This is a genomic window from Streptomyces sp. NPDC006463 (assembly GCF_042870715.1).
In the GTDB taxonomy this organism is placed as follows: domain Bacteria; phylum Actinomycetota; class Actinomycetes; order Streptomycetales; family Streptomycetaceae; genus Streptomyces.
Genome location: NZ_JBIAHP010000015.1, coordinates 98,530 through 122,447 on the forward strand (window position 1 = coordinate 98,530; position 23,918 = coordinate 122,447).

The window sequence follows — 23,918 nt, forward strand, 5'->3', positions numbered from 1 at the left end:
TGTACGGGACCCGGCGGTATGCCGGGTGACGCCGTTGTCCACATCCGCCGGTCCGTCCACAGGGCGGCGCGCGCGACGGCCGGGCCCGGGACCCTTCAGGTCATGACGACACTGCTGCTCAGCCTGCTGTTGACCCTGGTCCAGGCGGCCGTCGGCCCCGCTGTCGGGGTCCGGCCGCTGCCCGCGCCGCTCTCGGTGGCCCGCTGGTGGGACCCGCCCCCGACCCCGTACGCCGCCGGCCACCGTGGGGTGGACCTGGCCGCGCCGGTGGGCGCCGAGGTCCGCGCGGTCGCCGCCGGCCGGGTCCACCACGCGGGCCCGGTCGCCGGCCGCGGGGTCCTCTCGATCGCCCTGCCGAACGGACTGCGCACGACGTACGAGCCGGTCCGCCCGCTGGTCTCGGAGGGCGAGCAGGTCACGGCGGGCCAGGTGGTGGCGGTCCTGACGGAGGGCTCCCACTGTCCGGCCCCGTGCCTGCACTGGGGCCTGCTGGCGGGCGAGGCGTACCTGAACCCGCTCACCCTGCTCCCCCGCCCGACGCCCCGCCTGCTGCCGGACCCCGGCGGGGGGTGAGAGACGCGGGAGGGAGTGAGGGGGTAAGGGCGGAGACAAGCGGGGCCTCAGCCCCGCACGCCCCGCAGGGCCATGGCGACGGCCGTCTCCGTCACGACGTCCGGATCCTCGGCGGCTCCGAGTTCGATCCGCCGGACGGCGGCATCCACGACCCCTTGCAGCAGTATCGCGGCCAGCCTCGGCTCCGCCTGCCCCGAAGAGCTCAGCGCCTCGACGATCATCGCCACCAGACCCCCGTGGGCCGCGCGGATCTTCTCCCGCGCCCCGGCGTCCAGCTCGCTCGCGGAGATCGCCACGACCGCGCGGTGCCGCCGGTCGCCGACCAGCCCCAGCTGGCTCCGCACATAGGCCTCGATCTTGGCCTCGGGCGACTCGGCCTGCTCCATCGCGGCCTCGATCTCGGCGGCCCAGACGGGGAAGTCCACCGCGCACAGCTCTTCGACCACGGCCGCGCGGGAGCGGAAGTACTCGTACACGGAGGACCGGGCGAGCCCGGTCCGCTCCGCGAGGGCGGGGAAGGTCAGCGCTTCCGTCCCGCCTTCGGACAACAGGGAGCGTGCGGCGTCCAAGAGGGCGCCGCGCTGCATCGACCGGTGCTCGGCCACGGAGGCCGCTCGAATCCTGGGCACCCCTCCACTCTACGGAGGTACCGCAAGCTCACCGCCCCACATCCGCGAGCTTCGCCCGCAGTTGCAGCACCGACTTGGTGTGGATCTGGCTGACGCGGCTCTCGGTGACGCCCAGCACGTTGCCGATCTCGGCCAGCGTGAGCCCCTCGTAGTAGTAGAGGGTGACCACCGTCTTCTCCCGCTCGGGCAGGGTGTTGATGGCCCGCGCCAGCAGGCGACGCAACTCCCGGTCCTCCGCCACCGCCACCGGGTTGTCGGCGGCGGTGTCCTCCAGGGTGTCCATCAGCGAGAGGCGGTCGCCGCCCTCCCCGCCGACGTGCAGCAGTTCCTCCAGGGCGACGACGTTGGCCAGGGACAACTGACTGAAGACCGTGTGGAGATCCTCCACCCCGATCCCCATCTCCGCGGCGACCTCGCTCTCCGTGGGGGTGCGCCGCAGCTGGGCCTCCAGCGTGGCGTAGGCCCGCTCCACGGCCCGGGCCTTCTGCCGGACCGAGCGCGGGATCCAGTCCAGCGCCCGCAGTTCGTCGATCATCGCGCCGCGGATCCGGGTGATGGCGTACGTCTCGAACTTGATCGACCGGTCGATGTCGAACTTCTCGATGGCGTCGATCAGTCCGAAGACCCCGGAGGAGACGAAGTCGGCCTGTTCCACATTGGGCGGCAGGCCCACGCTGACTCGGCCCGCGACGTACTTGACCAGCGGCGAGTAGTGCAGGATCAGCTGCTCCCGCAGCCGATCGTCACCGGACTCCTTGTACGAGCGCCAGAGCGCCTCCAGGGACGAGGGCGCGGTGGACCGCACGCCGCCACGGGCAGCGGGGGGCACCGCAGCGCGGTCGGACCCTGAGGTGTGCTGGGGCATGCTTCGCCTTTGCCGGAGCGGGATTCCTTGGGAGCGTAGCGTGACGGGAGTGTCGCGGTGCGCGAAGAGTACGGGATCGGACGGGGGCGCAGGGGCGACCCGACTCGCGCGGGCGACCCGGGACCGGCGCCTGGCGCACGGTCCCGGCGACTGCCACCGGGAAGACCGCGTCTCTCATCGGTTTCACTCTTTCACCGGAACGCTCCAGGTCAACGACCGCCTCGCCGGACGGTTCCGGTTTGTGTGCCTCCATCAGGTGTTCGTCCGCTCAACTGCCAGCCGTCGCCCTGCCGTTCGACGAACCCCAGAGAGTGAAGTTCGTACAGTCTGCCGATGACTTCATCTGCGCCGTTGCCGGAGGCAAGGGCCACCTCCTCCGCGTGGACCGGGCGGCCGGCCGGGAGCGCTTCGAGCACGCGGGCCGTGTCCGGCTCCAGCAGATCCCTGGCGAGCACGGGGCCGCGCCGCTCGGGGGCCAGTTCCCCGATGGAGCCGACCAGTTCCGCCACCTCCGCCGCGTCGGTGACCAGCACGGCCTCGCCCCGCAGCAGTTCGTGCACCCCGGCCGAGAGGCCGCTGGTGGCGGGCCCGGGGACGCCCATCGTGAACCTGCCGAGCCGCTGGGCGCGCCGGGCGGTGACCAGGGACCCGCTGCGGAGGGCGGCCTCCACCACCACCGTGCCCCGCGTGAGGGCGGCGATGACCCGGTTGCGCAGGACGAACCGGCTGGGGGTCGGATGGCTCCCTGGCGGCAGCTCCCCCAGGACCAGTCCCTGGCCGGCGATCCGGCCGAGGAGCCCGGCGTGTCCACGGGGATAGGCGACGTCCACCCCGCAGGCCAGCACCGCCGCCGTGGCGCCGCCCGAGGCGAGGGCACCGCGGTGGGCTGCGGCGTCGATCCCGTACGCGGCCCCCGAGACCACGACCCAGCCCCGCTCCGCGAGTCCGGCGGCCAGGGTCTGGGCCATGTGCGCGCCGTACGGGGTGCAGGCCCGGGCCCCGACCACGGCGACCGAGCGCAGCGCCCAGGTCCGCAGGTTCGGCCGCCCCCGCAGCCACAGCCCGACGGGCCGGGCGTCACCGAGGTCGTCGAGCTGGGTCGGCCACTCCGCCGAGCCGGGACACACGAACCGGCCCCCCGTCTCGGCGGCCAGCTCCAGGTCCCGCCGGGGATCGGCCAGGGCCGCCCGTCTGCGGTACCCGGCGAGCCGCTCGGCCCTCACCCCGGCGGGATCGCCCGCCTCCGCCCCGGGCGCGGTCAGCATCCGCATCAGCCCGACCGCCCCGTACTCCCGCAGCCACCTCCCGCCCCGCTCCTCCCCGGGCTCCAGCACCCGCGTCAGTGCCGCCCTCGCCAACCGTTCCCCTTCCTCGCCCCCGGCCCCGGTCCCGTCGCCGCTCATGACCCGGCCCCCGCCACCAGGGCCGCCCCGCGGGCGATTCCCGTCCGCAGTTCCAGGGCTACGGCCACGTCCAGTGCCTCGGGCCGGTCCCGCCCTCGAAGGTCCGCAACGGTCCAGGCGACCCTGAGGACCCGGTCCAGCCCCCGCGCGGTGAGCAGCCCGCGCTCCAGATCCCGCTCGGCCTGGGCCAGCGCCCCGGGGGCGGGCTGCCAGCGTGTGCGCAGCTCCCGCCCCGGGACCTCGCTGTTGATCCGCCAGGGGGTGTCGTCCAGACGGCGGGCCGCCCGCGCCCGGGCCTCGACGACCCGCCCGGCCACGGTGGCGCTGGTCTCGCCCCGTCCACCGTGGCCCAGCAGGTCGGACCGGGTGACGGGTTCGACCTCGATGCGCAGGTCGACGCGGTCCAGCAGGGGCCCGGACAGCCGCGCCTGATACCGCCTGATCGACGAGGGGGCGCAGTCGCATCCCGCCCCGAGCAGGGTGTGCCGTCCGCAGGGGCACGGATTGGCGGCGAGCACCATCAGGAACCGGGCGGGCAGGCGCACCACCCCGGCCGCCCGGGCCACCACGATGTGCCCCGATTCGAGGGGCTGTCTCAGCGCATCCAGCACCTGGGGGCGGAACTCGGGCGCCTCGTCGAGGAAGAGCACTCCTTTGTGGGCCAGTGACACCGCTCCGGGTCTCGGCAGCCCGCTGCCGCCCCCGACCAGGGCCTGCATCGTCGCCGAGTGGTGCGGGGCGCAGTACGGCGGGACGGTCACCAGTGGCTCGCCCGGCGGGAGGATCCCGGCGACCGAGTGGACGGCCGTGACCTCCAGGGACTCCTGTCGGGTGAGCGGGGGCATGATGCCCGGCAGCCGCTCGGCCAGCAGCGTCTTGCCCGCCCCGGGCGGACCGCTCAGCAGGATGTGATGGCCTCCGGCCGCGGCGACCTCCAGCCCCCGCCGGGCGGGACGCTGGCCCGCGACGTCGGCGAGATCCAGTCCTTCCCAGCCGCCGGACGTACTGGACAGGCCCGTCCCCAGGCCCGCGCCCGGGAGGACCAGGCCGGCCAGCATCGGATCGGGGCGGCCCGGCGGGTCCGGCGGTTCCTCCTCGGGGACCGCCCCGTCGGTCAGTACGGCGATGAGCTGACGCAGGCTGCGCACCCCGAGCACCGAGACGTCCGGCACGAGCGTGGCCTCGGCGGCGCACTGCTGCGGCACCACCACCTGCCGGTAGCCGGCCTCGGCCGCCGCGAGCACCGCCGGCAGGATGCCCCGGACCGGCCGCACCCGGCCGTCCAGGCCCAGCTCCCCGATGAGCACGAGGTCGGTGATCGCACCCGGGTCCACCACCTCCGCGGCGCCCAGGACGGCGGCGGCCACAGCGAGGTCGAACCCCGATCCGCCCTTCGGTACGGAAGCCGGGCTGAGCCCGACCGTGAGCTTCTTCTGCGGCCACGCCGCGCCCGAGTTGACCACGGCGGCGCGCACCCGGTCCCGGCTCTCCACCAGGGTCTTGTCGGGCAGTCCCACCAGGGTGAAGGCCGCGACCCCGGGCTCCAGGTCCGCCTGGACCTCGACCACCACGCCGTCGACGCCCACCAGGGCCACCGAACAGGCTCGGGCGAACCCCATCAGGCCACCCCCCTGACGTGCTCCACCACGGGCGCACCGCGCCGCGGCAGCAGGACTCCGACGAGGTCGATGCGCACCCCGCCCGGAGGTGGTCCGCCGTGGTCGGCGAGCCAGCGCTCGGCGAGCGCCCGTAAGCGCTCGGCTTTGCCCGCCCGTACGGCCGCCATGGGATGTTCGAAGTCCCCCGCCCGGCGGGTCTTCACCTCGCACACCACGAGGGCGTCACCGTCCCGGGCGACGATGTCGATCTCCCCGCGGCGGCACCGCCAGTTCCGCGCGATCACGGTCATCCCGGCCTCGGTCAGCCGCCGCGCCGCGAGTTCCTCGCCGTACCGCCCCAATGCCTGCTGTGCCACGCCCTTCGCGTTCATCCGGCACCACCTCCGGTACCGACGATCGCGCGCCCCCGCCCACCTTGTGGATCTTGGTGGACAACTCCGCCGTTGTGGATGACCCGGTCACCCGTACGGCGGAGGAAACTCAGCTGCCCGGCAGTTCGAGGTCGCTCTTGTTGAGTTCCTCGATGTTCACGTCCTTGAAGGTCAGCACCCGCACCTGCTTGACGAACCGGGCCGGCCGGTACATGTCCCAGACCCACGCGTCGGCCATGGAGACCTCGAAGAAGACCTCCCCCTGGACCGAGTGCACCTGCATCTCGTAGTCGTTGGTGAGGTAGAAACGACGTTCGGTCTCGATCACATACTTGAACAGCCCGACGACGTCGCGGTACTCCCGATAGAGCTTCAGCTCCATCTCGGTCTCGTACTTTTCGAGGTCCTCGGCACTCATGGCATGTTCCCCTTCAGCCGTGCGTCCCCCTATTGTGCGCCAGGCCCGTGCGCCCCTAAACGATTTCCGGGGCCAGGACCACCGGCGCACCCGGAGGACCGTCGTCGAGCAGCGTCCGGAGCAGCTCGGCGAGTCTGGTCGGGTACACCGTCTCATGGGCCGCGAGAAGTTCCTCGGAGGTCCACCACCTGGCTCCGGCGACGCTGCGCCGCTCCAGCTCGGTGAGGCCGCCCATCTCGGTCACCGTCTGGGCGGTACGGGCCAGGAAGTACCACTCGTCCTGCTCCCAGCGGCGCCCGTCGAAGGGGAACGAGCAGTACCGGTGCCACAGCACGGGCCCCAATTCGACCTGTGTGATCCCCGTCTCCTCCGCCAGCTCCCGCAGCGCGGCCTCCTCCCGGCTCTCGTCGCCCTCCAGCCCGCCGCCGGGGGTGAACCACCAGTCGTCCGCGGGATCCGCCGGTTCGAAGCCGTGCAGCAGCAGGATCCGGTCCGCCGGGTCCAGCAGGATCACCCGCGACACCTTCCGGGAGCCCGGCGCCGATGCCGCTTCAGCGGGCACCGGCCCGCTCCCGCCGCCGGCCGCGCCCCAGAACCCGTGCGAGCGGCCCGTACGCGGCCCCCAGCACCACCAGGGCGGCGCCCACGACCACGGCCGCCAGCTGGAGTCGCAGCGGCCCGGGCCGGGAGACCCCGCCCGGCAGCGCGGCATACGTCGGCGGCCGCTCCAGCGTCTTCATGGAGGGCCAGGCGAGGGCGTCGACGCGCGCACTGACGGCCGACCGGGCCACGGTGCCCTGTCCGGCCTCTTGCAGGTGCGCCCGGGAGTCCAGGGAGCCGCTCCGGTGGTCGCCCAGCAGGAAGAGGTTGCCCTCCGGCACCGTCACCTCGAAGGGGGTGCCGGTGGCGGGGGGCTGCCCGGGCGGCATGGGAAGCCCCGAGTCGGGCTTGGTGGCGTCGATGTAGGGCTCGTCCAGGGGCGTGCCGTTCACGGTGAGCTCGCCGGCGGCGCCGCAGCACTTCACGGTGTCGCCGCCGATGCCGACGACCCGCTTGACCATGGGCGAATCGCTCCACATGGAATCAGTAAAGATGACCACGTCCCCGCGGCGCACCTCATCGCCGTCGATGCGCTGCGCCAGCACCCGGTCCCCGGGCACGACGGTGGGCGTCATCGAGTCGGTGGGCACGGTGTAGGGCTGGTAGACGAGCGCCCCCCACACGAAACCGCCGAGGAAGAGCGCAAAGCCGACGGCCACGGCGATGCCCGACAACACGTTGCCGAGACCACCGTGGCCGTCCTTGCCACTGCGTATTGCCTGTGTTCCGCCCATTGCAGCGCCCCCACGTCGGAGATCGTCGACCTGGGCGGCACCCTACCCGGCGGTACGCCCGCCAGTCAGCCTCCGCCGGCGCCACATGACGAGCGGCACAGCGCCGGTGAGCCCCAGCGCGGCCGGGCCGAGCCCCACCGGCGCGAGCCCGGAGGCGCCGAGGCCGAGCGCGGCGGCCTTGGTCTGGTTGCCGATGCCCGGCTGGTCGAAGGTGTCCGGGATCGGCAGGGTGGACCAGCGGGTGATCGGCCACGCGACCACCACGGCCCGCCCGACGACCTTGTCGACCGGCACGAAGCCCTGGGTGGAGTCCTGCATGTGGTAGCGGGAGTCCTGGGAGTTCTGCCGGTGGTCGCCCATCACCCAGATCTTGCCCTTGGGCACGGTGATCGGGCCGAACGGGGCGTCGTCGCACGGGGTGTTGCCGGGGTAGATGTACGGCTCGTCGAGCGCCTTGCCGTTGACGACGACCGGTCCCCCCTTCTTGCACTCGACCGTGTCCCCGCCGATGGCGATGGTCCGCTTGATCAGGTCCTTCTCGGCGGCGTCCGGCATCAGGCCGATCTTGCTGAGGATCTGCTGGGCGAGGTTCGGCTCCGGGGTGGGCTCTCCGGACAGCCAGTCCGCCGGGTCGTGGAAGACGACGACCTCGCCGCGCTCGGGCTCGGAGCCGAACCACGGGGTCAGCTTGTCCACCAGCACCCGGTCTCCGCGCTGCAGGGTGTCCTGCATCGAGTCGGACGGGATCGAGAACGCCTGGACCAGGAAGGTCTTGATCAGCAGGGCCAGCAGCAGGGCGATACCGATCAGGAGCGGAAGCTCCTTCCAGAACGAGCGGTGCGGGCGCGCCGCGGTACCGCCGTCCTCCTCGGCCTCGCTCATGGCAGCGTCGTCGTCCGGCCGCTCCTCGCCCTCGTCGCGTCCGGAACGTGCGCCTACCGCCACATCCCCCACATCCACTCCCTCACTCGGATCAGCCGCCCGCTCCGGATCGGAAACGGGCTCTCCCCTCCCTTAACGAGCGGGAGTTCCCTAAGGCGCGGGAGACCCAGGACACACTATGCGAACGGCGGGCCCCGACGGCGTCGACGACGCCCGCGTGCCTCGCGGCGGGCCTGATCGGGCACCATCCGGAACGTGGCGGGCGTCTCCAACCGGCGCCAGTGCCCGAAGGGCCAGGCGATGACCACGGCCTCCCCCACGACCCCGTTCTCGTCGATGGTCCCGTCGAAGGCCTCGTCGAGGTGGAAGCGGGAGTCCGCCGAATTCGCCCGGTGGTCGCCCATCACGAAGAGCCGGCCCGCCGGCACGTGCACCTCGAAGCGGATGTCCGAGGGCGTGTTGCCCTCGTTCACGTACGGCTCATCGAGCGGCGAGCCGTTGACGGTGACCCGGCCCCTGGCGTCACAGCACATGACGGTGTCCCCGCCGACTCCGATGACGCGCTTGATCAGGTCCTGCTCGTCGGCCGAGGGCAGAAGTCCGATGAAGGTGAGTGCCTGTTTGATCTGCTTGACGCCGACCGGGTCGGGGGCGGGCCGGGCGGCCTCGCCCTTGAGCCAGCCGCCGGGGTCCTTGAACACGACGACGTCGCCGCGCTCGACCTCGGAGCCGAACCACGGGGTCAGCTTGTCCACCAGCACCCGGTCGCCGATCCGGATGGTCTGCTCCATCGAGCCCGACGGGATGAAGAAGGCCTGCACCAGGAAGGTCTTGAGGACCAGGGCGATGCACAGCGCCACGGCCACCAGCAGGGGCAGTTCACCGGCCCGGCGCGTACGGCGGCGCCGCCTCACCCGGCGGGCCAGCCTGCGCCGCTCGGCCCGGCCGCCCTCCACCACCGGGACGGGCTCCGGCTCCGGCTGCGGCTCCGGCTCGGGTTCGAACTCGGATTCCCAGCCGGTTTCGCGCCTCCGACGGCCGCGCGGCCGACCGCGGCTACCCATGCCCGCCCCCGGCCGTGCCCCAGCGCGAGACGGGCCAGCCTATCCACGCGGCCCGCCCGATCACCTTCTCCACCGGCACCATCCCCCCGCCCGGTTCTCCCAGGTGGTCTCGCGAGTCCCGGGACTGGGACCGATGATCACCCATCACCCACAGGGTCCCAACCGGTACGACGATCCGGAAGGGCACCTTCGAAGGCGCGTCGCCCGGGTACACGTACGGCTCCTCCAGCGGAACGCCGTTGACCTTGATCCGCCCGCCCGCGTCGCAGCACACCACGTCGTCCCCGCCGACGCCCACGACCCGCTTGACGAAGTCGGTGTCGGACGGCTGCGCGAGCCCGAGCGCCGAGGCCACGCCGTGCAGGGCCTCCCCGACCGGATGGCCCGCGGGGCGTTCCCGTACGAACGACCCGGTGCCGTCGAAGACCACCATGTCCCCGCGGCGCGGCTGATCGCCGAAACGGTACGCCAGCTTGTCGACCAACACCCGGTCCCCGACCTCGAGCGTCGGTTCCATCGAGCGGCTCGGGATCAGGAAGGGCTGAACCACGAAATTGCTGAACAGCAGCAGGAAGACGGTGCAGACCACGCCGAGCACTCCGGCCCGCCGCCACGTCAGCCGCCAGGCCGACCGCTGCCGCCGCGTCCGCGACGGCGAGAACGCAAAACGCGGCCGCCCCTCCCCCTCGCCGGGGGAAGAGTGGCCGCGCTGCGTGTGAGGTGCTTCGGTGTCCATCGGGGGCGAGCCTATCCGGCCACCCCGGGACCCCGTAGGGGACCTCAGTTGTCGCGCTTCTCCTTGATCTTCGCGGCCTTGCCGCGGAGCTCACGGAGGTAGTACAGCTTGGCGCGGCGCACGTCACCGCGGGTGACGAGCTCGATCTTCTCGAAGATCGGGGAGTGGACCGGGAAGGTACGCTCCACGCCGACGCTGAAGGAGACCTTGCGAACGGTGAAGGTCTCGGAGACACCGGCGCCCTGGCGGCGGATGACGACACCCTTGAACTGCTGGATACGGGAGCGGTTGCCCTCGATCACGCGGACGTGCACGTTGATCGTGTCACCCGGGCGGAAGGCCGGGACGTCCGAGCGGAGCGCGGCGGCGTTGACGCCATCGAGCAGGTGAGACATGTTCTTCGTCTGCTTTCTTCGCATGACGCCACAGGTCGCCAGTGCGGGTTTCCGTAGAGAATTCGGGAGCCGTGGAACCCGGCGGACGACGGTCCCCCTGTGGCAGGGGCGTCCGCGAGCACACAGCAGCCGCCTATTCTTCCACGGCTGCGGGCCTGCGCCAAAACCGGCCGTCGGCCGACGGCTTCCAGCCCAGGATGGAGAGGATCTCCCGGTCCTTCTTGTCGAAGGCTTCAGCCTCACAGCGCTCGATCAGATCGGGACGGTTGGCCGCGGTCCGGCGGAAGGCCTCGTCCCGGCGCCAGCGGGCGATCTTCCCGTGGTGGCCGCTGAGCAGCACCTCTGGGATGTCCCGTCCGCGCCACACCGGGGGCTTGGTGTAGACGGGCCCCTCCAGCAGGTTCGCCATCTCACCCGGGGCGAAGGAGTCGTCGCGGTGCGATTCGGCGTTGCCGAGCACCCCGGGGAGCAGCCGGGCCACGGCCTCGGTGACGACGAGTACGGCGGCCTCGCCGCCCGCCAGGACGTAGTCGCCGATGGAGACCTCGTACACCGGCATGCGCGTGGCGTACTCGTCCATGACACGGCGGTCGATGCCCTCGTACCGGGCCGGCGTGAAGATCAGCCAGGGCCGCTCGGAGAGCTCGACGGCCAGTTCCTGGGTGAAGGGCCGGCCGCTGGGGGTGGGGACGACCATGACGGGCCCGTGCGCGCCCGCCTCGTAGCCGTCGGCCAGCGCCGCGTCCAGGGCCTCGCCCCACGGCTCGGTCTTCATGACCATGCCGGGGCCGCCGCCGTACGGGGTGTCGTCGACGGTGTTGTGCCGGTCGTACGTCCAGTCCCGCAGGTCGTGGACGTGTACGTCGAGCTGGCCGCGGGCGCGGGCCTTGCCGACGAGGGAGACGTTCAGCGGCTCCAGGTACTCGGGGAAGATCGTGACGACGTCGAGACGCATCAGGCTTCTTCCCCGGAGTCCTCGTCACGGGTCGAGTCGATGATCGCTTCGCGCTCGTCGATCAGCCCGGGCGGCGGGGTGATGACGCAGCGCTGCTCCTCCAGGTCGATCTCGGCGACGATCTCCTCCACGAAGGGGATCATCACCTCGGAGCCGTCCGGCCGCTCGACGATGAAGAGGTCCTGCGAGGGCAGGTGGGAGATCTCGGTGATCCGGCCGATCTCGGTACCGTCCTCCAGCACCACGTCCAGGTCCATCAGCTGGTGGTCGTAGTACTCGTCGTCCTCCTCCGGGAGCTCCGCCGGGTCCACTTCCGCGATCAGCAGGATGTTGCGCAGCGCCTCGGCGCCGGTGCGGTCCTTGACGCCCGCGAAGCGGAGCAGCAGCCTGCCGCTGTGCACCCGGCCGGTCTCGACGGTCAGCGGTCCCGCCGACGCGGGTTCCGTCTTGAGCACGGCGCCGGGACTGAGCCGCAGTTCCGGCTCGTCGGTGCGCACCTCGACGGTGACCTCACCCTTGATGCCGTGGGCGCGGCCGATCCGCGCGACTACCAGCTCCACTGTGTGTCTCTCCTGTTCAGACGACGACGGGCCGGGGCGGGCACGTATGCCCTCCCCGGCCCGTGCCGGTGATCACTCTTGCAATGGACCCGGTCTCAGCGGACCTGGTCCACGTCGACGAGGTCGACGCGGATCCCCCGGCCGCCGATGGCGCCCACGACGGTACGCAGAGCACGCGCGGTGCGGCCGTTGCGGCCGATCACCTTGCCGAGGTCGTCGGGGTGGACCCGGACCTCGAGCACCTGCCCGCGGCGCAGGTTGCGCGAGGCGACCTGCACTTCGTCGGGGTTGTCCACAATGCCCTTCACGAGGTGCTCAAGAGCCTCCTCGAGCATGATCAGGCCTCGGTCGACTCGGCGGCGGCCTCAGCCTCGTCCGCCTTCTTGTCGGCCTTCTTGGCCTTCTGCGTGATGGCCTCGCCCTTGCCCTCGCCGATGCCCTCGAGGGCCTTGGCGAACTCGTCGAAGGAGCGACGCTTGCTCTCCTTCGTCTCCGGCTGCAGGAGCGGCGCGGGGGCGGGGAGACCCTTGTGGGCCTGCCAGTCACCGGTCAGCTTCAGGATGGCGAGCACAGCCTCGGTGGGCTGGGCGCCGACGGACAGCCAGTACTGCGCACGCTCGGCGTTGACCTCGATGCGCGACGGGTTGTAGGTCGGGTGGTAGATACCGATCTCCTCGATCGCGCGACCATCCCGGCGGGTGCGGGCGTCGGCGACGACGATGCGGTAGTGCGGCTGGCGAATCTTGCCGAGGCGCTTGAGCTTGATCTTGACTGCCACTGGAGTGGTGTCTCCTGAACTTGACGTGGTTGGGCACATGAGATGCCACGTGGGGTTGCGGTACTCGGGTGCCCGATGGACGCGTCAGCCGGAGGAGAGAGGGGTCCTATGCGACTGTCGAGTACAGCTAGCCATTGTGCCATACGCCCGCGGCGCGCTCAGCCGGGCGGGGTGGATCCGCCCCGCCCTGCGGGCGCGGCTGAGCGCGGCCCCGGCTCCGGGCGCCGCCGCAGTGGCGCGGCGCGGCCCGCCGGGGTGCCGACCCCGACGGTCAGGAGGCCGCCGCGATGGCCACCTCGGGGATACGGAAGGGCTTCATGCAGCCGCCGCACACGATCGGCGCCTGGGCGAGCACGGAAGGGACCACCCGCACGTTGCGCCCGCAGTCGCAGACCGCCTTGACCCGCACGCCGCCGCCGGAGGAGCCGTGCCGGGCGGCCGGCCCCCGGAAGCTGCGCTTGGTGTCCGCGGCCGTGGCAGCCGTGTGGGCCTTCAGCGCGCGCTGCAGCCGCTCCATCGTGGGGCGGTAGCGCCGCTTCGCCTCGGGGTTGAGCGTGACCAGCGAGAAGCCGCTGCTCGCGTGCGGCTCTTCGGAGTGGTCCAGCCCCATCTCCTCGGCGATCGCGAGGAATCTGCGGTTGTGGTAGCGGCCGGCGCGCGAGGTGTCGCGGACTCCGCGAGCGGCGGCGATGCCGTGGACTGCCTCGTGCAGCAGTCGCTCGAAGGAGAGCTCGGCGCCGCAGGCGGACGAGGACTCTCCGATCAGGGACTCGGGCGCGGCAAGGTCAGGCAGCTCGGGGTGGTACCGCTGAATATCGGCCCACGCCTGCGCCAGCTCTGCGGCGAGAACAGGGGGTGTCGTGCTCACGTCGTGACAACGAGCCGAGGTGCCCTGGTGTTCCGATTCCGGGCCATTCCAAATTTTTTGCACGTACCAGTCAGTTCACACTCATGCGTCCTGACGAGGACGGGTGCGCCGATCTCAGGATGAGTCGGTACGTAACGTCGACGGGAAAGCATCAACCCCGGCGCACGGAACAGGCCGTGCGCCGGGGCGGAGGAGTGACTCAGTAGGAGCGCGCGACGATCGCGAGGGTACCGGGGGCGTCGTCCGCCTCCGGAACCGACCCGTCGGCCGCGATCAGGCAGCGCACGGAGACGGCCTGCTCGGCCAGCTTGGCCTCGCCCTCCGGACCGAGGTCCGCCCACGGGATCCGCGCCCAGCCGCCGGCGACGGCGGCCTCGGCGGCCTCCTCGATGGTCGAGACGTCCGAGGTACGGGCCTCACGGCGCTCGCGGGACTCGCGCAGCAGCTGCGCCTGGTCCTCGTCGAGCACCTTGGGCAGCAGGTCGGCGAGCGCGTCGATCTGCACGGGGGTCTTCCCGCCCGGGATCCGGCGGGCGAGCATCGCGGTGCCGGCCTCCAGGTCACGGGGGCCGATCTCGATGCGGACCGGTACGCCCTTGAGCTCCCAGTCCACGGCGCGGCGGCCGAAGGGGGTGTCGACACGGTCGTCGACCTGCACCCGGATGCCGGCGGCCTTCAGCTGGGCACCCAGCTCGCGGACCTTGGCCACGGCCTCGTCGCCCTTGATCGCCATGACGACGACCTGGACGTGGGCCAGGCGCGGCGGGACCCGCAGGCCGTTGTCGTCGCCGTGGGACATGATCAGGCCGCCGACCATGCGGGTCGAGACGCCCCACGAGGTCTGCCAGACGAGCTCCTGCTTGCCTTCCTTCGACAGGTACTGCGTGTTGAAGGCCTTGGCGAAGTTGGTGCCGAGCTCGTGGCTCGTGCCCAGCTGCAGGGCCTTGCCGTCGCCCATCATGCCCTCGAGGGTGAGGGTGTTGATGGCGCCGGCGAAGCGCTCCTTGGCGGTCTTGCGGCCGAGCACGACGTCGATGCCGAGCACGTTCGTCATGAAGTCGCCGTACACGTCCGTGTGGATGCGGGCGGCGTAGTCACGGGCGTCCTCATAGGTGGCGTGGGCCGTGTGGCCCTCCTGCCACAGGAACTCGCTCGTGCGCAGGAAGACGCGCGGGCGCATCTCCCAGCGGACCACGTTGGCCCACTGGTTGATCAGCAGGGGCAGGTCGCGGTAGCTCTGGACCCACTTGGAGAAGTAGTCGTTGATGATCGTCTCGGAGGTGGGCCGGACGACGACCGGCTCTTCCAGCTCCTTGCCGCCGCCGTGCGTGACGACCGCGAGCTCGGGGGCGAAGCCCTCGACGTGCTCGGCTTCCTTCGTCAGGTACGACTGCGGGATGAACAGCGGGAAGTACGCGTTCTGGGCGCCCGCGTCCTTGATGCGCGCGTCCATCTCCTGCTGCATCCGCTCCCACAGGCCGTAGCCGTACGGTCGGATGACCATGGTGCCGCGGACCGGACCGTTGTCGGCCAGCTCGGCCTTGTTGATCAGATCCTGGTACCAGCGGGGGAAATCCTCCGCCTGCGGGGTGAGAACGGGTGCCTTTGCCATGGCGCGAATGGTACGGCGCCCGGCGCTCGATGCGTGAATCGGGTGGCACGCTCCTCTGGACGCGGGGGCCGATGGGGAGTTCCCTGTCAACGGGGGCAAGGGGGCGACACGGAATCAGGAGCGCTCTTTCGATGACACCGATGCCGACGGCGACACTCGTCGCCCGGGACTGGGCGGAGATCCAGGAACGGATGCTGGTACCGCTGTACGAGGCGGTCTACGACCGGCTGGAGATCGGGCCGGGGGACCGGCTGCTGGACCTCGGCTGCGGGGCCGGGCTGCCCCTGCTGCTCGCGGCCGGGCGGGGAGCCGTGGCCACGGGGGTGGAGGCGGATCCGGCCCGGCGGGCGCTGGCCCGTGAGCGGCTGCTGGAGGTGCTCGCGGCTCCCCCGGCGCCCTCGGCGGCGTCCCGGCCGTACGACGCCCTGCTGGCCTTCTCGCCGGCCCCGGCGGCGCTGGCCCGGGCGCTGCCCACGGTCCGGCGCGGCGGGGCGGTGGTGCTGGCCGACTGGGGTCCGGCGGAACGGTGCACGGTGCCCGCGGTCCTGGGCGGCGGACCCGCGCCCCGGGACCTTGACGCGCTCGTGGAGCGGGCCGGGCTGCGACCGGACGGGTCGGGGCGGGTGTTCTGCCCCTTCGGGTACGCGGATGTGGACAGCGCCGTGCGCGGGCTGCTGTCGACGGGGCTCTTCGACGGCGCGGCCGATCCCGCGCTCGCGGAGAAGGAACTCGCCGAGGCCCTTCACCCCTTCGAGCGATCCGACGGAGCGGTGTGGCTGCCGAACATCTTCCGGTACGTGATCGCCCGGGTGGTGTGACCGGCGGCCCCCTCAGTCCGCGCCGTGGCTCTTCGTCAGGCGCGGGATCCCGGCGGCGGCGTAGGCGGCCGCTTCGTCCAGGGTCTCGGCGGCGAGCAGGGCCTCGGCCAGGGCGTCGAGCTTCGGCCGGTGCTCGCGCAGCAGCCGGCAGGCCTCGTCGTAGCACTCGTCCACGATCCGCCGCATCTCGTGGTCGACCGCGTCGAGGGTGGCGGGGGCCGCGGACAGGCCGTACGGGCCCTGGCCGTCGGAGGGGATGGCGGTGAGCTTGCCGACGCGCTCGCTCATGCCCCAGCGGCCGACCATGCCGCGGACGATGTTGGTGACCTGTTCGAGGTCGTTCTCCGCGCCCGTGGTGATCACGTCGTAGACGGTGTGCTCGGCGGCCATGCCGCCCAGCGCGCCGATGATGCGGCCGCGGAGGTACTCCTCGGTGTACGCGTACCGGTCCGCGTCCGGGGTCGAGAGGGTGACGCCCAGCGCGCGGCCCCGGGGGACGATGGTGATCTTGCGCACCGGGTCGGCGCCGGGCTGGAGCATGCCCAGCAGGGCGTGGCCGCTCTCGTGGTAGGCCGTACGGCGGCGCTCCTCCAGAGGCATGACCAAGGACCGCTCCGCGCCGAGCTGGACCTTCTCCAGGGCGTCGGAGAGATCGGACTGGGTCACCTGGTCCTGCCGGCGTTTGACGGCCAGCAGCGCGGCCTCGTTGGCCAGGTTGGCCAGTTCGGCGCCGGTCATCCCGGGGGTGGTACGGGCCACCTGGGCCAGGTCGACGCTCTCGGCTAGCGGGATGTCCCGCGTGTGGATGCGCAGGATGGCCTCGCGGCCGCCCCGGTCGGGCGGTGAGACGACCACGGTGCGGTCGAAGCGGCCCGGGCGGGTCAGGGCGGGGTCCAGGACGTCCGCCCGGTTGGTGGCGGCCAGGACGACCACGCCCTCCGAACCCGAGAAGCCGTCCATCTCGGTGAGGATCTGGTTCAGGGTCTGCTCGCGCTCGTCGTGGCCGCCCATCGTCGCGCCGCCGCCCCGCACGCGGCCGATGGTGTCGATCTCGTCGATGAAGATGATCGCGGGGGCGACTTTGCGCGCCTCCGTGAACAGTTCGCGGACCCGGGAGGCTCCCACGCCGACGATCATCTCGATGAACTCGGAGGCGGAGGCGGAGAAGAACGGGACCCCGGCCTCGCCCGCGACCGCCCGTGCCAGCAAGGTCTTGCCGGTGCCGGGCGGTCCGGACAGCAGGACCCCGCCCGGCATCCTGGCGCCCATCCTCCGGTAGTTCTGCGGGTTCTTGAGGAAGTCGACGACGTCGTTCAGCTCCCCCGCGACCTCGTCGATGCCGGCCACGTCCTCGAAGGTGGTGCGCGGGGCGCCCTCCACCAGCTCCACCGGCTTGGGCGGGGCCTTGCGACCCAGCGCGCCCATGCCGCCCATGCCGGCGCTCATCCGGCGGGAGAAGAAGATCCACAGCGCGACCAGCAGCAGCATGGGGGCGAGGGAGAGCAGCAGGTTGGCCAGGAAACTGCGCTGCAGGACGACCGGAGAGGCCGTGACGGTCACGTTCTGCTTGGTGAGCTCGGCCCACAGGTCGTCGTCGGCGAAGGCCGGCCGCTGGCTGACGAACTTGGTGTAGTCGCCCTTGTCCCCGTCGGGCAGCGGCTGCTTGGTCTTCAGCTCGCCCTGGATGGCGTCGCCCTTGGAGTAGATCTTCGAGACGTTGCCGTTCGCGACCTGCTTGCTGAATTCGGTGTACGAGATCGTCGGCTCGTCGCCCTCGTTGAAGAAGGACAGCACCAGGTTGGTGATCAGGTAGACGATCAGAGCGGCGAGGATCAGCCCCCGCCAGCCGCCCGGCATCCTCTTCTTCGGCGCGGGGGCGGGCGGTGCGCCCTCCGAGCGCCAGGGCGTGTCGGCCCGGTCGCGCGGCGGTACGGGGCTGGGGCTGGGCACGGGCGTCTCCTTCTGCCGTCCTCCCGGCCGACCATAAGCGACAAACCCGACCATTGCCCCCGCAGAAGCAGAAGGCCCCGACCGTGTGAACACAGCCGGGGCCCACGCTCGCGTACCCGCGTGCGTACTACTTCATGAACTTCTTGAACTCGTCCGGCAGGTCGAAGTCCTGACCCGGCTGGCCGCCGCCCGCAGGAAGGCCGAAGGGGCTGCCGCCGGCCGCGGGCTCGATCGCCTGCGGGCCGTGCTCACGGCGGGCCGCGGCTGCGGCCTCCTCTTCCTTGCGCTTCATCGGGTTGCCGCTCTTGCGCTTGCCCTTGGCCTGCTTGACCTGCTTCTTCTGCCGGCCGGGGCCGCCGCCCATCCCGGGGATGCCGGGCATCCCGGGCATGCCGCCGCCCTGAGCCATGCGGGACATCATCTTGCGGGCGTCGAAGAACCGCTCCACCAGCGACTTGACGGCGCTGACCTCGGCACCCGAACCCTTGGCGATACGGGCACGGCGCGAGCCGTTGATGATCGTCGGGTCCTGGCGCTCGGCCGGGGTCATCGACTTGATGATCGCGGCCATGCGGTCGACGTCACGCTCGTCGATGTTGTTGATCTGGTCCTTGATCTGCCCCATGCCGGGCAGCATGCCGAGCAGCTTGGAGATGGAGCCCATCTTGCGGACCTGCTCCATCTGGGCCAGGAAGTCGTCGAGCGTGAACTCCTTGGGGCCCTTGGCGAGCTTGGCCGCCATCTTCTCGGCCTCGGCCTGCGAGAAGGTCTTCTCGGCCTGCTCGATGAGGGTGAGCATGTCACCCATGTCGAGGATCCGGCCCGCCATGCGGTCGGGGTGGAACGCGTCGAACTCGTCGAGCTTCTCGCCGTTCGAGGCGAACATGATCTGCTTGCCGGTGACGTGCGCGATGGAGAGCGCGGCACCACCCCGGGCGTCGCCGTCGAGCTTCGAGAGCACGACGCCGTCGAAGCCGACGCCGTCGCGGAAGGCTTCGGCGGTGTTGACCGCGTCCTGGCCGATCATGGCGTCGACGACGAAAAGGATCTCGTCGGGGCTGACGGCGTCGCGGATGTCCGCGGCCTGCTGCATCAGCTCGGCGTCGATGCCGAGGCGGCCGGCGGTGTCGACGATGACGATGTCGTGCTGCTTGGTCCGCGCGTACTCGACGGAGTCCTTCGCGACCTGGACCGGGTCACCGACGCCGTTGCCGGGCTGGGGCCCGTAGAAGGCGACGCCCGCGCGGTCGGCGACGACGGAGAGCTGGTTGACGGCGTTGGGGCGCTGGAGGTCGCACGCGACGAGGAGCGGGGTGTGGCCCTGCCCCTTGAGCCAGAGGCCGAGCTTTCCGGCGAGGGTGGTCTTACCGGCACCCTGGAGACCGGCCAGCATGATCACGGTGGGGGCGGTCTTGGCGAAGCGCAGTCGCCGGGTCTCGCCGCCGAGGATCGTCACCAGCTCGTCGTTGACGATCTTGAGGACCTGCTGGCCGGGGTTCAGCGCCTTGCTGACCTCCTCGCCGCGTGCCCTCTCCTTGACGTTCGCGATGAAGGAGCGGACGACCGGGAGGGCGACGTCGGCCTCGAGGAGGGCGATACGGATTTCCCGGGCCGCTGCGTCGATGTCAGCCTCGGACAGCCGGCCTTTGCCGCGCAGGCCCTTGAAGGTATTCGCCAAGCGGTCGGAGAGCGTATCGAACACGGTGGTCGCGATTCCTCGGGTCGGGGGCGTTGTGGTCGTCCCCCAGGGTATCGGGCCGCGCCACCGGCCCGGCCCTGCGGGCGTCTTTTCCCGGAGCTCCGACCCGGGAAACGGGCCCCGCAGCGTCGGAGGGGCCGGAATCGCCACAGGGCGATCCGGCCCCGCCGCTACGCCAGCGCCGCCTGCACGGATGCGGCCAGGGCCGCCCCCTGCACGGGTTCCAGCGGCTTGCCCTCGGGGGTGGTCACGTACAGCGTGTCCACGGCATTGGCGCCGAGCGTCGAGACGTGCGCGCTGCGGACCCGGACCCCGCCGGACTCCAGCGCCCGCCCGATCCGGTGCAGCAGACCCACCGCGTCGGGGGCGCGCACCTCCAGGACCGTGGCCAGGGCGGAGACGTCCGGGACCACCTCGACCCGGGGCGGCGGCGGGACCACCCCGCGGCGGCGCGGGTACGCCGCCTCGCGGTCCGCCAGCCTGGCCGGAACGTCGAGCGAGCCGTCCAGGGCGCGGACCAGGTCGGTGCGCAGCCGCGCGGCCTCTGGCAGCGAGCCGTACTCGGCCGCCACCCGCCAGCGCAGCACCAGGACCTCCCCCAGCCGGTCCGGGAGCTCCACGGAGCGCAGGTCGGCCGCCCGGACGGTGAGCCGGTGCAGGGCCAGCACGCCCGCCGCGGCCGGGAGGACCCCCGGCTGGTCGGGGACGGCCACGACGAGTTCCACGCCGACGGCGTCCTCCTCGTGCCGGGCCTGGAGCGCGAGCACCGGCTCCCCGGTGCGCAGCGCCTCCACCGCCAGGCGTTCCTGTTCGGTCGAGGGGATCTCCGGTTCACGCGCGGCCGGGGCCGTGCCGCGCAGCACGGCGGCGACCCGTGCGACGAGGTCCGCGACCAGCGATCCCCGCCAGGCGCTCCACGCCGCCGGCCCGGTGGCCAGGGCGTCCGCCTCCGTCAGGGCGTGCAGTATCTCCAGCGTGCCCACCGACCCCACGGCCTCGGCCACCGCGCGGACGGTCGCCGGGTCGTCCAGGTCGCGCCGGGTCGCGGTGTCGATCAGCAGCAGGTGGTGCCGTACGAGTGTGCCCAGTACGTCGATGTCCCGCGCGCCGAAGCCGACCCGCACGGCGACGTCACGCGCGATCGTCTCCCCCGCCACTGAGTGGTCCCCCGGCCAGCCCTTGCCGATGTCGTGCAGGAGGGCGGCCATCAGGAGCAGGTCGGGGCGGCCGACCCGGCGGGTGAGGGCCGAGGCCCGCACGGCCGTCTCGATGAGGTGGCGGTCCACCGTCCAGGTGTGGACGGGGTTGCGCTGCGGGCGGCACCGTACCCGTTCCCAGTCGGGCAGCAGTCGTGTGATCAGGCCTTCCGCCTCCATGGCCTCCCAGACGGCGATGGTCGGCTCGCCGGCACCGAGCAGGGTGAGGAGCTGCTCGCGGGCCTCGGCCGGCCAGGGCACCGGGAGCGGCTTCGCCTGGGCCGCGAGCCTGCGCAGGGCGTGCAGGGACACGGGGAGTCCGGCCTGTGCGGCGGCCGCGCCGAAGCGCAGCGGCAGTACGGGATCCCGGTCGGGGCGCGCGGCCAGGGCCAGCACGGCTTCGCCGTCGGACTCCACGACCCCCTCGGCCAGGGGTGCCCGCTCGACGGCCTGCGCTCCGCGGGTGCCGAGGAGCCCCCGCAGCCTCGGCTTGGCCGCGCGGGCCCGCAGGACCCGGCCGACTTCCCGCCAGGTCACGTCACCGGCGTACGCGACGACCCGCGCGGCCTCGTACACCTCGCGCAGCAGCGCGTCCGCGTCGAGCAGCCCGAGCTGGGCCGCGACCTGGTCCTGTTCCTGGAGCGAGAGCCGGTCGGTGGAGCGGCCCGTCACCAGGTGCAGGGCGTCCCGGGCGTCCAGGAGCCGGCGCCGGGCGTCGGCGAGGCCCTCGCGCGGGGCGTCGGCCAGCCAGGACGCCGCCACCGCCCGCAGCGCGGTGACGTCCCGGAGCCCGCCGCGGGCCTCCTTGAGGTCGGGTTCGAGCAGGAAGCGCAGCTCACCGGCCCGCTCGGCCCGTTCCCGGCACAGGGCGTGCAGCTGCGGGAGCCGTTTGGCCGCCTGGTTGCGCCAGTCGGCCAGCACGGAGGTCCGCAGGCCGGCCAGGAGGCCGGCGTCGCCCGCGACCGGCCGGGCGTCCAGCAGTCCGAGGTGCACCTTGAGGTCCTCGGCGGCGGTCTTGCGGGCCTCGCCGGGGGTCCGTACCGAGTGGTCGAGGGCCACGCCCAGGTCCCACACCGGGTACCAGAGGCGGTCGGCCAGCGCGCTCAGGGCCCGCGGCTCGGCCTTGCCGTCGTGCAGCAGCACCAGGTCGAGGTCGCTGCGCGGGGAGAGTTCGCCGCGCCCGTAACCGCCGACGGCCACCAGGGCGGCGCCGCGTACGCCGGTCTCCCGTACAGCGGCGGTGAACAGGGCGTTCAGCCATTCGTCGGTCAGCCCGGCCAGGGCGGAACGCCGCGAAGGCCCGGACCGCGACTCCTCCTGGAGGAGTCGCAGCCGGGCCGCGGCGTATCCGCTGGGTCCCGAGTCGGCCGTGTGGTCCGTGGTCTTCTCGACGCTCGTCACCCAGGAGCTCCCGTCACCTAGAGCGCGTCAGCGCCGCGCTCGCCGGTGCGGACCCGGACGACCGAGTCCACGGGGACGCTCCACACCTTGCCGTCGCCGATCTTGCCGGTGGCGGCGGCGCTCACGATGACCCGGATCACCTCTTCGGCGTCGGCGTCCTCTACGAGCACCTCGATGCGGATCTTGGGTACGAGGTCCACGGTGTATTCGGCGCCCCGGTAGACCTCGGTGTGGCCGCGCTGACGGCCGTAGCCGCTGGCCTCGGTGACCGTGAGCCCCTGGACTCCGAAGGTCTGGAGGGCTTCCTTGATCTCGTCCAGCTTGTGCGGCTTGACGATCGCGGTGATCAGCTTCATGCGTCAACCTTCTTGCTCGCGGCGGCGGGGGCGGGGGCGGCGGTGCTCCGTGCGGAGGATCCGCCGCCGGCTCCGCTGAAGTCGTAAGCGGTCTCGGCGTGTTCGACCTGGTCGATGCCGGAGACCTCGTCGTCCTCGGTGACCCGCATCCCGATCGTCTTGTCGAGGAGGAAGGCGAGCAGCGCGGACGCCACGAGAGAGTAGGCCAGGACCGCGAAGACTCCGATGGCCTGCTTGCCGAGCTGCTCCAGGCCGCCGCCGTAGAAGAGGCCGGCCGCGTCGGACTGGACCCCGCCGGTGGCGAAGAAGCCCACCAGCAGCGAGCCGATGACACCGCCTACGAGGTGGACGCCGACCACGTCGAGGGAGTCGTCGTAGCCGAACTTGTACTTGAGGCCGACGGCCATGGCGCAGACGACACCGGCGATCGCGCCGATGGCGATCGCCCCGAGCGGGGAGCAGGAGCCGCCGGAGGGGGTGATGGCGACGAGGCCGGCGACCGCGCCGGAGGCGGCGCCGAGGGTGGTGAAGGAGCCGTGGCGCAGCTTCTCGTAGCCGAGCCAGGCGAGCATGGCGGCGGCGGTGGCGACCTGGGTGTTGACGAACATGACCGCGCCGACGCCGTCGTCGTTGCCGAGCCAGGAGCCCGCGTTGAAGCCGAACCAGCCGAACCAGAGCAGACCGGCGCCGAGCATCACGAGGGGGAGGCTGTGCGGGCGCATCGGGTCCTTCTTGAAGCCGACGCGCTTGCCGATGACCAGGATCACGCCGAGGGCGGCGGCGCCGGCGTTGATGTGGACGGCGGTGCCGCCCGCGAAGTCGATGACGCCGAGCTCGAAGAGCCAGCCGCCGGCGCCCCACACCCAGTGGGCGACGGGGAAGTAGACGACGGTGACCCACAGGACGGTGAACAGGGCCCAGGCGCTGAACTTCACGCGGTCGGCGAGGGCGCCGCTGATCAGGGCCGGGGTGATGACGGCGAACATCAGCTGGAAGACGGCGAAGACGTAGACCGGGATGGTGTAGCCGTCCCACAGCTCGGTGATGCCGATGCCGCTGAGGCCCACGTAGTCGGAGTTCCAGCCGATGAAGGAGCCGGAGTCGGTGCCGAAGGCGAGGCTGAAGCCGTAGAGGACCCAGAGGATCGTGACGATCCCGAGGCTGATGAAGCTCATCATCAGCATGTTGAGGCTGCTCTTGACGCGGACCATGCCTCCGTAGAAGAAGGCGAGTCCCGGGGTCATCAGCATGACCAGGGCGGAGCAGATGAGCATGAACCCGGTGTTCGCGGCAGACAGCGTCGGGGCGTCTGCCGCGAGGGTCGTGATGGCTGATGCCATCGGCGTCTCCTCGTCGTCGGTACGTTCGCGTGCGGGCGATCGTGAAAACCTGAGCGGCGTTAAGGGGTCCGGCCGGATGGGGGGCTGGCCGGGACT

25 protein-coding genes are annotated in these 23,918 nt (G+C 72.0%); 2 read left to right on the top strand and 23 right to left on the bottom strand.

The window, feature by feature from the left end:
- The first annotated feature begins 102 nt into the window (after positions 1 to 102).
- The gene (locus ACFYOB_RS26260; protein ID WP_388563402.1) at positions 103 to 573 is read left to right on the top strand and encodes a M23 family metallopeptidase; all 471 of its coding nucleotides are present in this window, start codon (positions 103 to 105) and stop codon (positions 571 to 573) included.
- Between the two features lie 47 nt (positions 574 to 620).
- Here ACFYOB_RS26260 and ACFYOB_RS26265 read toward each other — a convergent pair whose 3' ends face one another.
- From ACFYOB_RS26265 to proS, 18 genes are all read right to left on the bottom strand, one after another.
- On the bottom strand, positions 621 to 1,178 hold the full coding sequence (locus tag ACFYOB_RS26265) for a TetR/AcrR family transcriptional regulator (RefSeq protein WP_388563533.1): 558 nt from the start codon (positions 1,176 to 1,178) through the stop codon (positions 621 to 623).
- A 52-nt stretch (positions 1,179 to 1,230) separates the two neighbouring features.
- Positions 1,231 to 2,067 carry an RNA polymerase sigma factor WhiG gene (whiG, locus tag ACFYOB_RS26270; RefSeq protein ID WP_388563403.1) on the bottom strand — a complete coding sequence of 279 codons (837 nt, stop codon included), beginning with the start codon at positions 2,065 to 2,067 and terminating at the stop codon, positions 1,231 to 1,233.
- A gap of 209 nt (positions 2,068 to 2,276) precedes the next feature.
- Positions 2,277 to 3,470 (bottom strand): DNA-processing protein DprA, encoded by a 1,194-nt coding sequence (gene dprA / locus ACFYOB_RS26275; protein WP_388563404.1) that lies wholly within the window; start codon positions 3,468 to 3,470, stop codon positions 2,277 to 2,279.
- Positions 3,467 to 5,089: a YifB family Mg chelatase-like AAA ATPase gene (locus ACFYOB_RS26280; protein ID WP_388563405.1), complete on the bottom strand. Its 1,623-nt coding sequence runs from the start codon at positions 5,087 to 5,089 to the stop codon at positions 3,467 to 3,469. Before ACFYOB_RS26280 ends, dprA begins: the two co-directional genes overlap by 4 nt.
- The gene (locus tag ACFYOB_RS26285; protein ID WP_388563406.1) at positions 5,089 to 5,460 is read right to left on the bottom strand and encodes a YraN family protein; all 372 of its coding nucleotides are present in this window, start codon (positions 5,458 to 5,460) and stop codon (positions 5,089 to 5,091) included. Before ACFYOB_RS26285 ends, ACFYOB_RS26280 begins: the two co-directional genes overlap by 1 nt.
- Before the next feature lie 109 nt (positions 5,461 to 5,569).
- On the bottom strand, positions 5,570 to 5,878 hold the full coding sequence (locus ACFYOB_RS26290) for a DUF2469 domain-containing protein (RefSeq protein ID WP_005311352.1): 309 nt from the start codon (positions 5,876 to 5,878) through the stop codon (positions 5,570 to 5,572).
- Positions 5,879 to 5,933: 55 nt separating this feature from the next.
- Positions 5,934 to 6,440, bottom strand: coding sequence for an NUDIX hydrolase (locus tag ACFYOB_RS26295; RefSeq protein WP_388563408.1), 507 nt, complete (start codon positions 6,438 to 6,440; stop codon positions 5,934 to 5,936).
- Positions 6,430 to 7,212 carry a signal peptidase I gene (gene lepB, locus ACFYOB_RS26300; RefSeq protein WP_388563410.1) on the bottom strand — a complete coding sequence of 261 codons (783 nt, stop codon included), beginning with the start codon at positions 7,210 to 7,212 and terminating at the stop codon, positions 6,430 to 6,432. Before lepB (ACFYOB_RS26300) ends, ACFYOB_RS26295 begins: the two co-directional genes overlap by 11 nt.
- Positions 7,213 to 7,254: 42 nt before the next feature.
- The gene (gene lepB, locus ACFYOB_RS26305) at positions 7,255 to 8,157 is read right to left on the bottom strand and encodes a signal peptidase I (RefSeq protein WP_328927882.1); all 903 of its coding nucleotides are present in this window, start codon (positions 8,155 to 8,157) and stop codon (positions 7,255 to 7,257) included.
- A gap of 113 nt (positions 8,158 to 8,270) precedes the next feature.
- A complete protein-coding gene (gene lepB, locus ACFYOB_RS26310) occupies positions 8,271 to 9,158 on the bottom strand; it encodes a signal peptidase I (protein WP_388563412.1) in 888 nt (295 codons plus the stop codon).
- Positions 9,151 to 9,894, bottom strand: coding sequence for a signal peptidase I (lepB, locus tag ACFYOB_RS26315; RefSeq protein WP_388563414.1), 744 nt, complete (start codon positions 9,892 to 9,894; stop codon positions 9,151 to 9,153). Before lepB (ACFYOB_RS26315) ends, lepB (ACFYOB_RS26310) begins: the two co-directional genes overlap by 8 nt.
- A gap of 44 nt (positions 9,895 to 9,938) precedes the next feature.
- Positions 9,939 to 10,289: a 50S ribosomal protein L19 gene (gene rplS, locus ACFYOB_RS26320; RefSeq protein WP_073911044.1), complete on the bottom strand. Its 351-nt coding sequence runs from the start codon at positions 10,287 to 10,289 to the stop codon at positions 9,939 to 9,941.
- A 133-nt stretch (positions 10,290 to 10,422) separates the two neighbouring features.
- Positions 10,423 to 11,244 (bottom strand): tRNA (guanosine(37)-N1)-methyltransferase TrmD, encoded by an 822-nt coding sequence (gene trmD / locus ACFYOB_RS26325; RefSeq protein ID WP_388563416.1) that lies wholly within the window; start codon positions 11,242 to 11,244, stop codon positions 10,423 to 10,425.
- Positions 11,244 to 11,804, bottom strand: a complete 561-nt coding sequence (gene rimM / locus ACFYOB_RS26330) for a ribosome maturation factor RimM (RefSeq protein WP_388563418.1) — start codon at positions 11,802 to 11,804, stop codon at positions 11,244 to 11,246. Before rimM ends, trmD begins: the two co-directional genes overlap by 1 nt.
- A 95-nt stretch (positions 11,805 to 11,899) precedes the next feature.
- The gene (locus ACFYOB_RS26335) at positions 11,900 to 12,139 is read right to left on the bottom strand and encodes an RNA-binding protein (RefSeq protein WP_030011889.1); all 240 of its coding nucleotides are present in this window, start codon (positions 12,137 to 12,139) and stop codon (positions 11,900 to 11,902) included.
- Between the two features lie 2 nt (positions 12,140 to 12,141).
- Complete coding sequence (gene rpsP / locus ACFYOB_RS26340; RefSeq protein ID WP_030386406.1) at positions 12,142 to 12,582, bottom strand: 30S ribosomal protein S16; 441 nt, start codon at positions 12,580 to 12,582, stop codon at positions 12,142 to 12,144.
- 271 nt (positions 12,583 to 12,853) lie between these two features.
- The gene (locus ACFYOB_RS26345) at positions 12,854 to 13,450 is read right to left on the bottom strand and encodes a hypothetical protein (RefSeq protein ID WP_328927878.1); all 597 of its coding nucleotides are present in this window, start codon (positions 13,448 to 13,450) and stop codon (positions 12,854 to 12,856) included.
- 199 nt (positions 13,451 to 13,649) lie between these two features.
- On the bottom strand, positions 13,650 to 15,062 hold the full coding sequence (proS, locus tag ACFYOB_RS26350) for a proline--tRNA ligase (protein WP_388563421.1): 1,413 nt from the start codon (positions 15,060 to 15,062) through the stop codon (positions 13,650 to 13,652).
- A 140-nt stretch (positions 15,063 to 15,202) separates the two neighbouring features.
- Here proS and ACFYOB_RS26355 point away from each other — a divergent pair, with 140 nt between their 5' ends.
- Positions 15,203 to 15,880 (top strand): SAM-dependent methyltransferase, encoded by a 678-nt coding sequence (locus ACFYOB_RS26355; protein WP_388563423.1) that lies wholly within the window; start codon positions 15,203 to 15,205, stop codon positions 15,878 to 15,880.
- A 12-nt stretch (positions 15,881 to 15,892) separates the two neighbouring features.
- On the opposite strand, the gene ftsH is transcribed toward ACFYOB_RS26355, so the two are convergent.
- The 5 genes from ftsH to ACFYOB_RS26380 form a co-directional block, all read right to left on the bottom strand.
- Positions 15,893 to 17,830 (bottom strand): ATP-dependent zinc metalloprotease FtsH, encoded by a 1,938-nt coding sequence (gene ftsH, locus ACFYOB_RS26360; RefSeq protein WP_388563425.1) that lies wholly within the window; start codon positions 17,828 to 17,830, stop codon positions 15,893 to 15,895.
- Positions 17,831 to 17,957: 127 nt separating this feature from the next.
- Complete coding sequence (gene ffh, locus ACFYOB_RS26365; protein WP_388563427.1) at positions 17,958 to 19,532, bottom strand: signal recognition particle protein; 1,575 nt, start codon at positions 19,530 to 19,532, stop codon at positions 17,958 to 17,960.
- A 167-nt stretch (positions 19,533 to 19,699) separates the two neighbouring features.
- Positions 19,700 to 22,126: a [protein-PII] uridylyltransferase gene (locus ACFYOB_RS26370; RefSeq protein ID WP_388563429.1), complete on the bottom strand. Its 2,427-nt coding sequence runs from the start codon at positions 22,124 to 22,126 to the stop codon at positions 19,700 to 19,702.
- A gap of 17 nt (positions 22,127 to 22,143) precedes the next feature.
- Positions 22,144 to 22,482, bottom strand: coding sequence for a P-II family nitrogen regulator (locus ACFYOB_RS26375; protein ID WP_388563431.1), 339 nt, complete (start codon positions 22,480 to 22,482; stop codon positions 22,144 to 22,146).
- Positions 22,479 to 23,822, bottom strand: a complete 1,344-nt coding sequence (locus ACFYOB_RS26380) for an ammonium transporter (protein WP_388563433.1) — start codon at positions 23,820 to 23,822, stop codon at positions 22,479 to 22,481. The genes ACFYOB_RS26375 and ACFYOB_RS26380 overlap by 4 nt, the downstream gene beginning before the upstream one ends.
- Positions 23,823 to 23,918 lie beyond the last annotated feature (96 nt).

Bases quoted from the DNA above. Each gene is read 5' to 3' on its own strand.
- rplS (WP_073911044.1), bottom strand. From the start codon at position 10,289: ATGTCTCACCTGCTCGATGGCGTCAACGCCGCCGCGCTCCGCTCGGAC.
- ACFYOB_RS26355 (WP_388563423.1), top strand. From the start codon at position 15,203: ATGCCGACGGCGACACTCGTCGCCCGGGACTGGGCGGAGATCCAGGAA.
- ACFYOB_RS26290 (WP_005311352.1), bottom strand. From the start codon at position 5,878: ATGAGTGCCGAGGACCTCGAAAAGTACGAGACCGAGATGGAGCTGAAG.
- lepB (WP_388563414.1), bottom strand. From the start codon at position 9,894: ATGGACACCGAAGCACCTCACACGCAGCGCGGCCACTCTTCCCCCGGC.
- proS (WP_388563421.1), bottom strand. From the start codon at position 15,062: ATGGCAAAGGCACCCGTTCTCACCCCGCAGGCGGAGGATTTCCCCCGC.
- ACFYOB_RS26380 (WP_388563433.1), bottom strand. From the start codon at position 23,822: ATGGCATCAGCCATCACGACCCTCGCGGCAGACGCCCCGACGCTGTCT.
- trmD (WP_388563416.1), bottom strand. From the start codon at position 11,244: ATGCGTCTCGACGTCGTCACGATCTTCCCCGAGTACCTGGAGCCGCTG.
- ACFYOB_RS26280 (WP_388563405.1), bottom strand. From the start codon at position 5,089: ATGGGGTTCGCCCGAGCCTGTTCGGTGGCCCTGGTGGGCGTCGACGGC.
- dprA (WP_388563404.1), bottom strand. From the start codon at position 3,470: ATGAGCGGCGACGGGACCGGGGCCGGGGGCGAGGAAGGGGAACGGTTG.
- ACFYOB_RS26335 (WP_030011889.1), bottom strand. From the start codon at position 12,139: ATGCTCGAGGAGGCTCTTGAGCACCTCGTGAAGGGCATTGTGGACAAC.
- ACFYOB_RS26375 (WP_388563431.1), bottom strand. From the start codon at position 22,482: ATGAAGCTGATCACCGCGATCGTCAAGCCGCACAAGCTGGACGAGATC.
- whiG (WP_388563403.1), bottom strand. From the start codon at position 2,067: ATGCCCCAGCACACCTCAGGGTCCGACCGCGCTGCGGTGCCCCCCGCT.
- ACFYOB_RS26285 (WP_388563406.1), bottom strand. From the start codon at position 5,460: ATGAACGCGAAGGGCGTGGCACAGCAGGCATTGGGGCGGTACGGCGAG.
- lepB (WP_388563412.1), bottom strand. From the start codon at position 9,158: ATGGGTAGCCGCGGTCGGCCGCGCGGCCGTCGGAGGCGCGAAACCGGC.
- ACFYOB_RS26260 (WP_388563402.1), top strand. From the start codon at position 103: ATGACGACACTGCTGCTCAGCCTGCTGTTGACCCTGGTCCAGGCGGCC.
- lepB (WP_388563410.1), bottom strand. From the start codon at position 7,212: ATGGGCGGAACACAGGCAATACGCAGTGGCAAGGACGGCCACGGTGGT.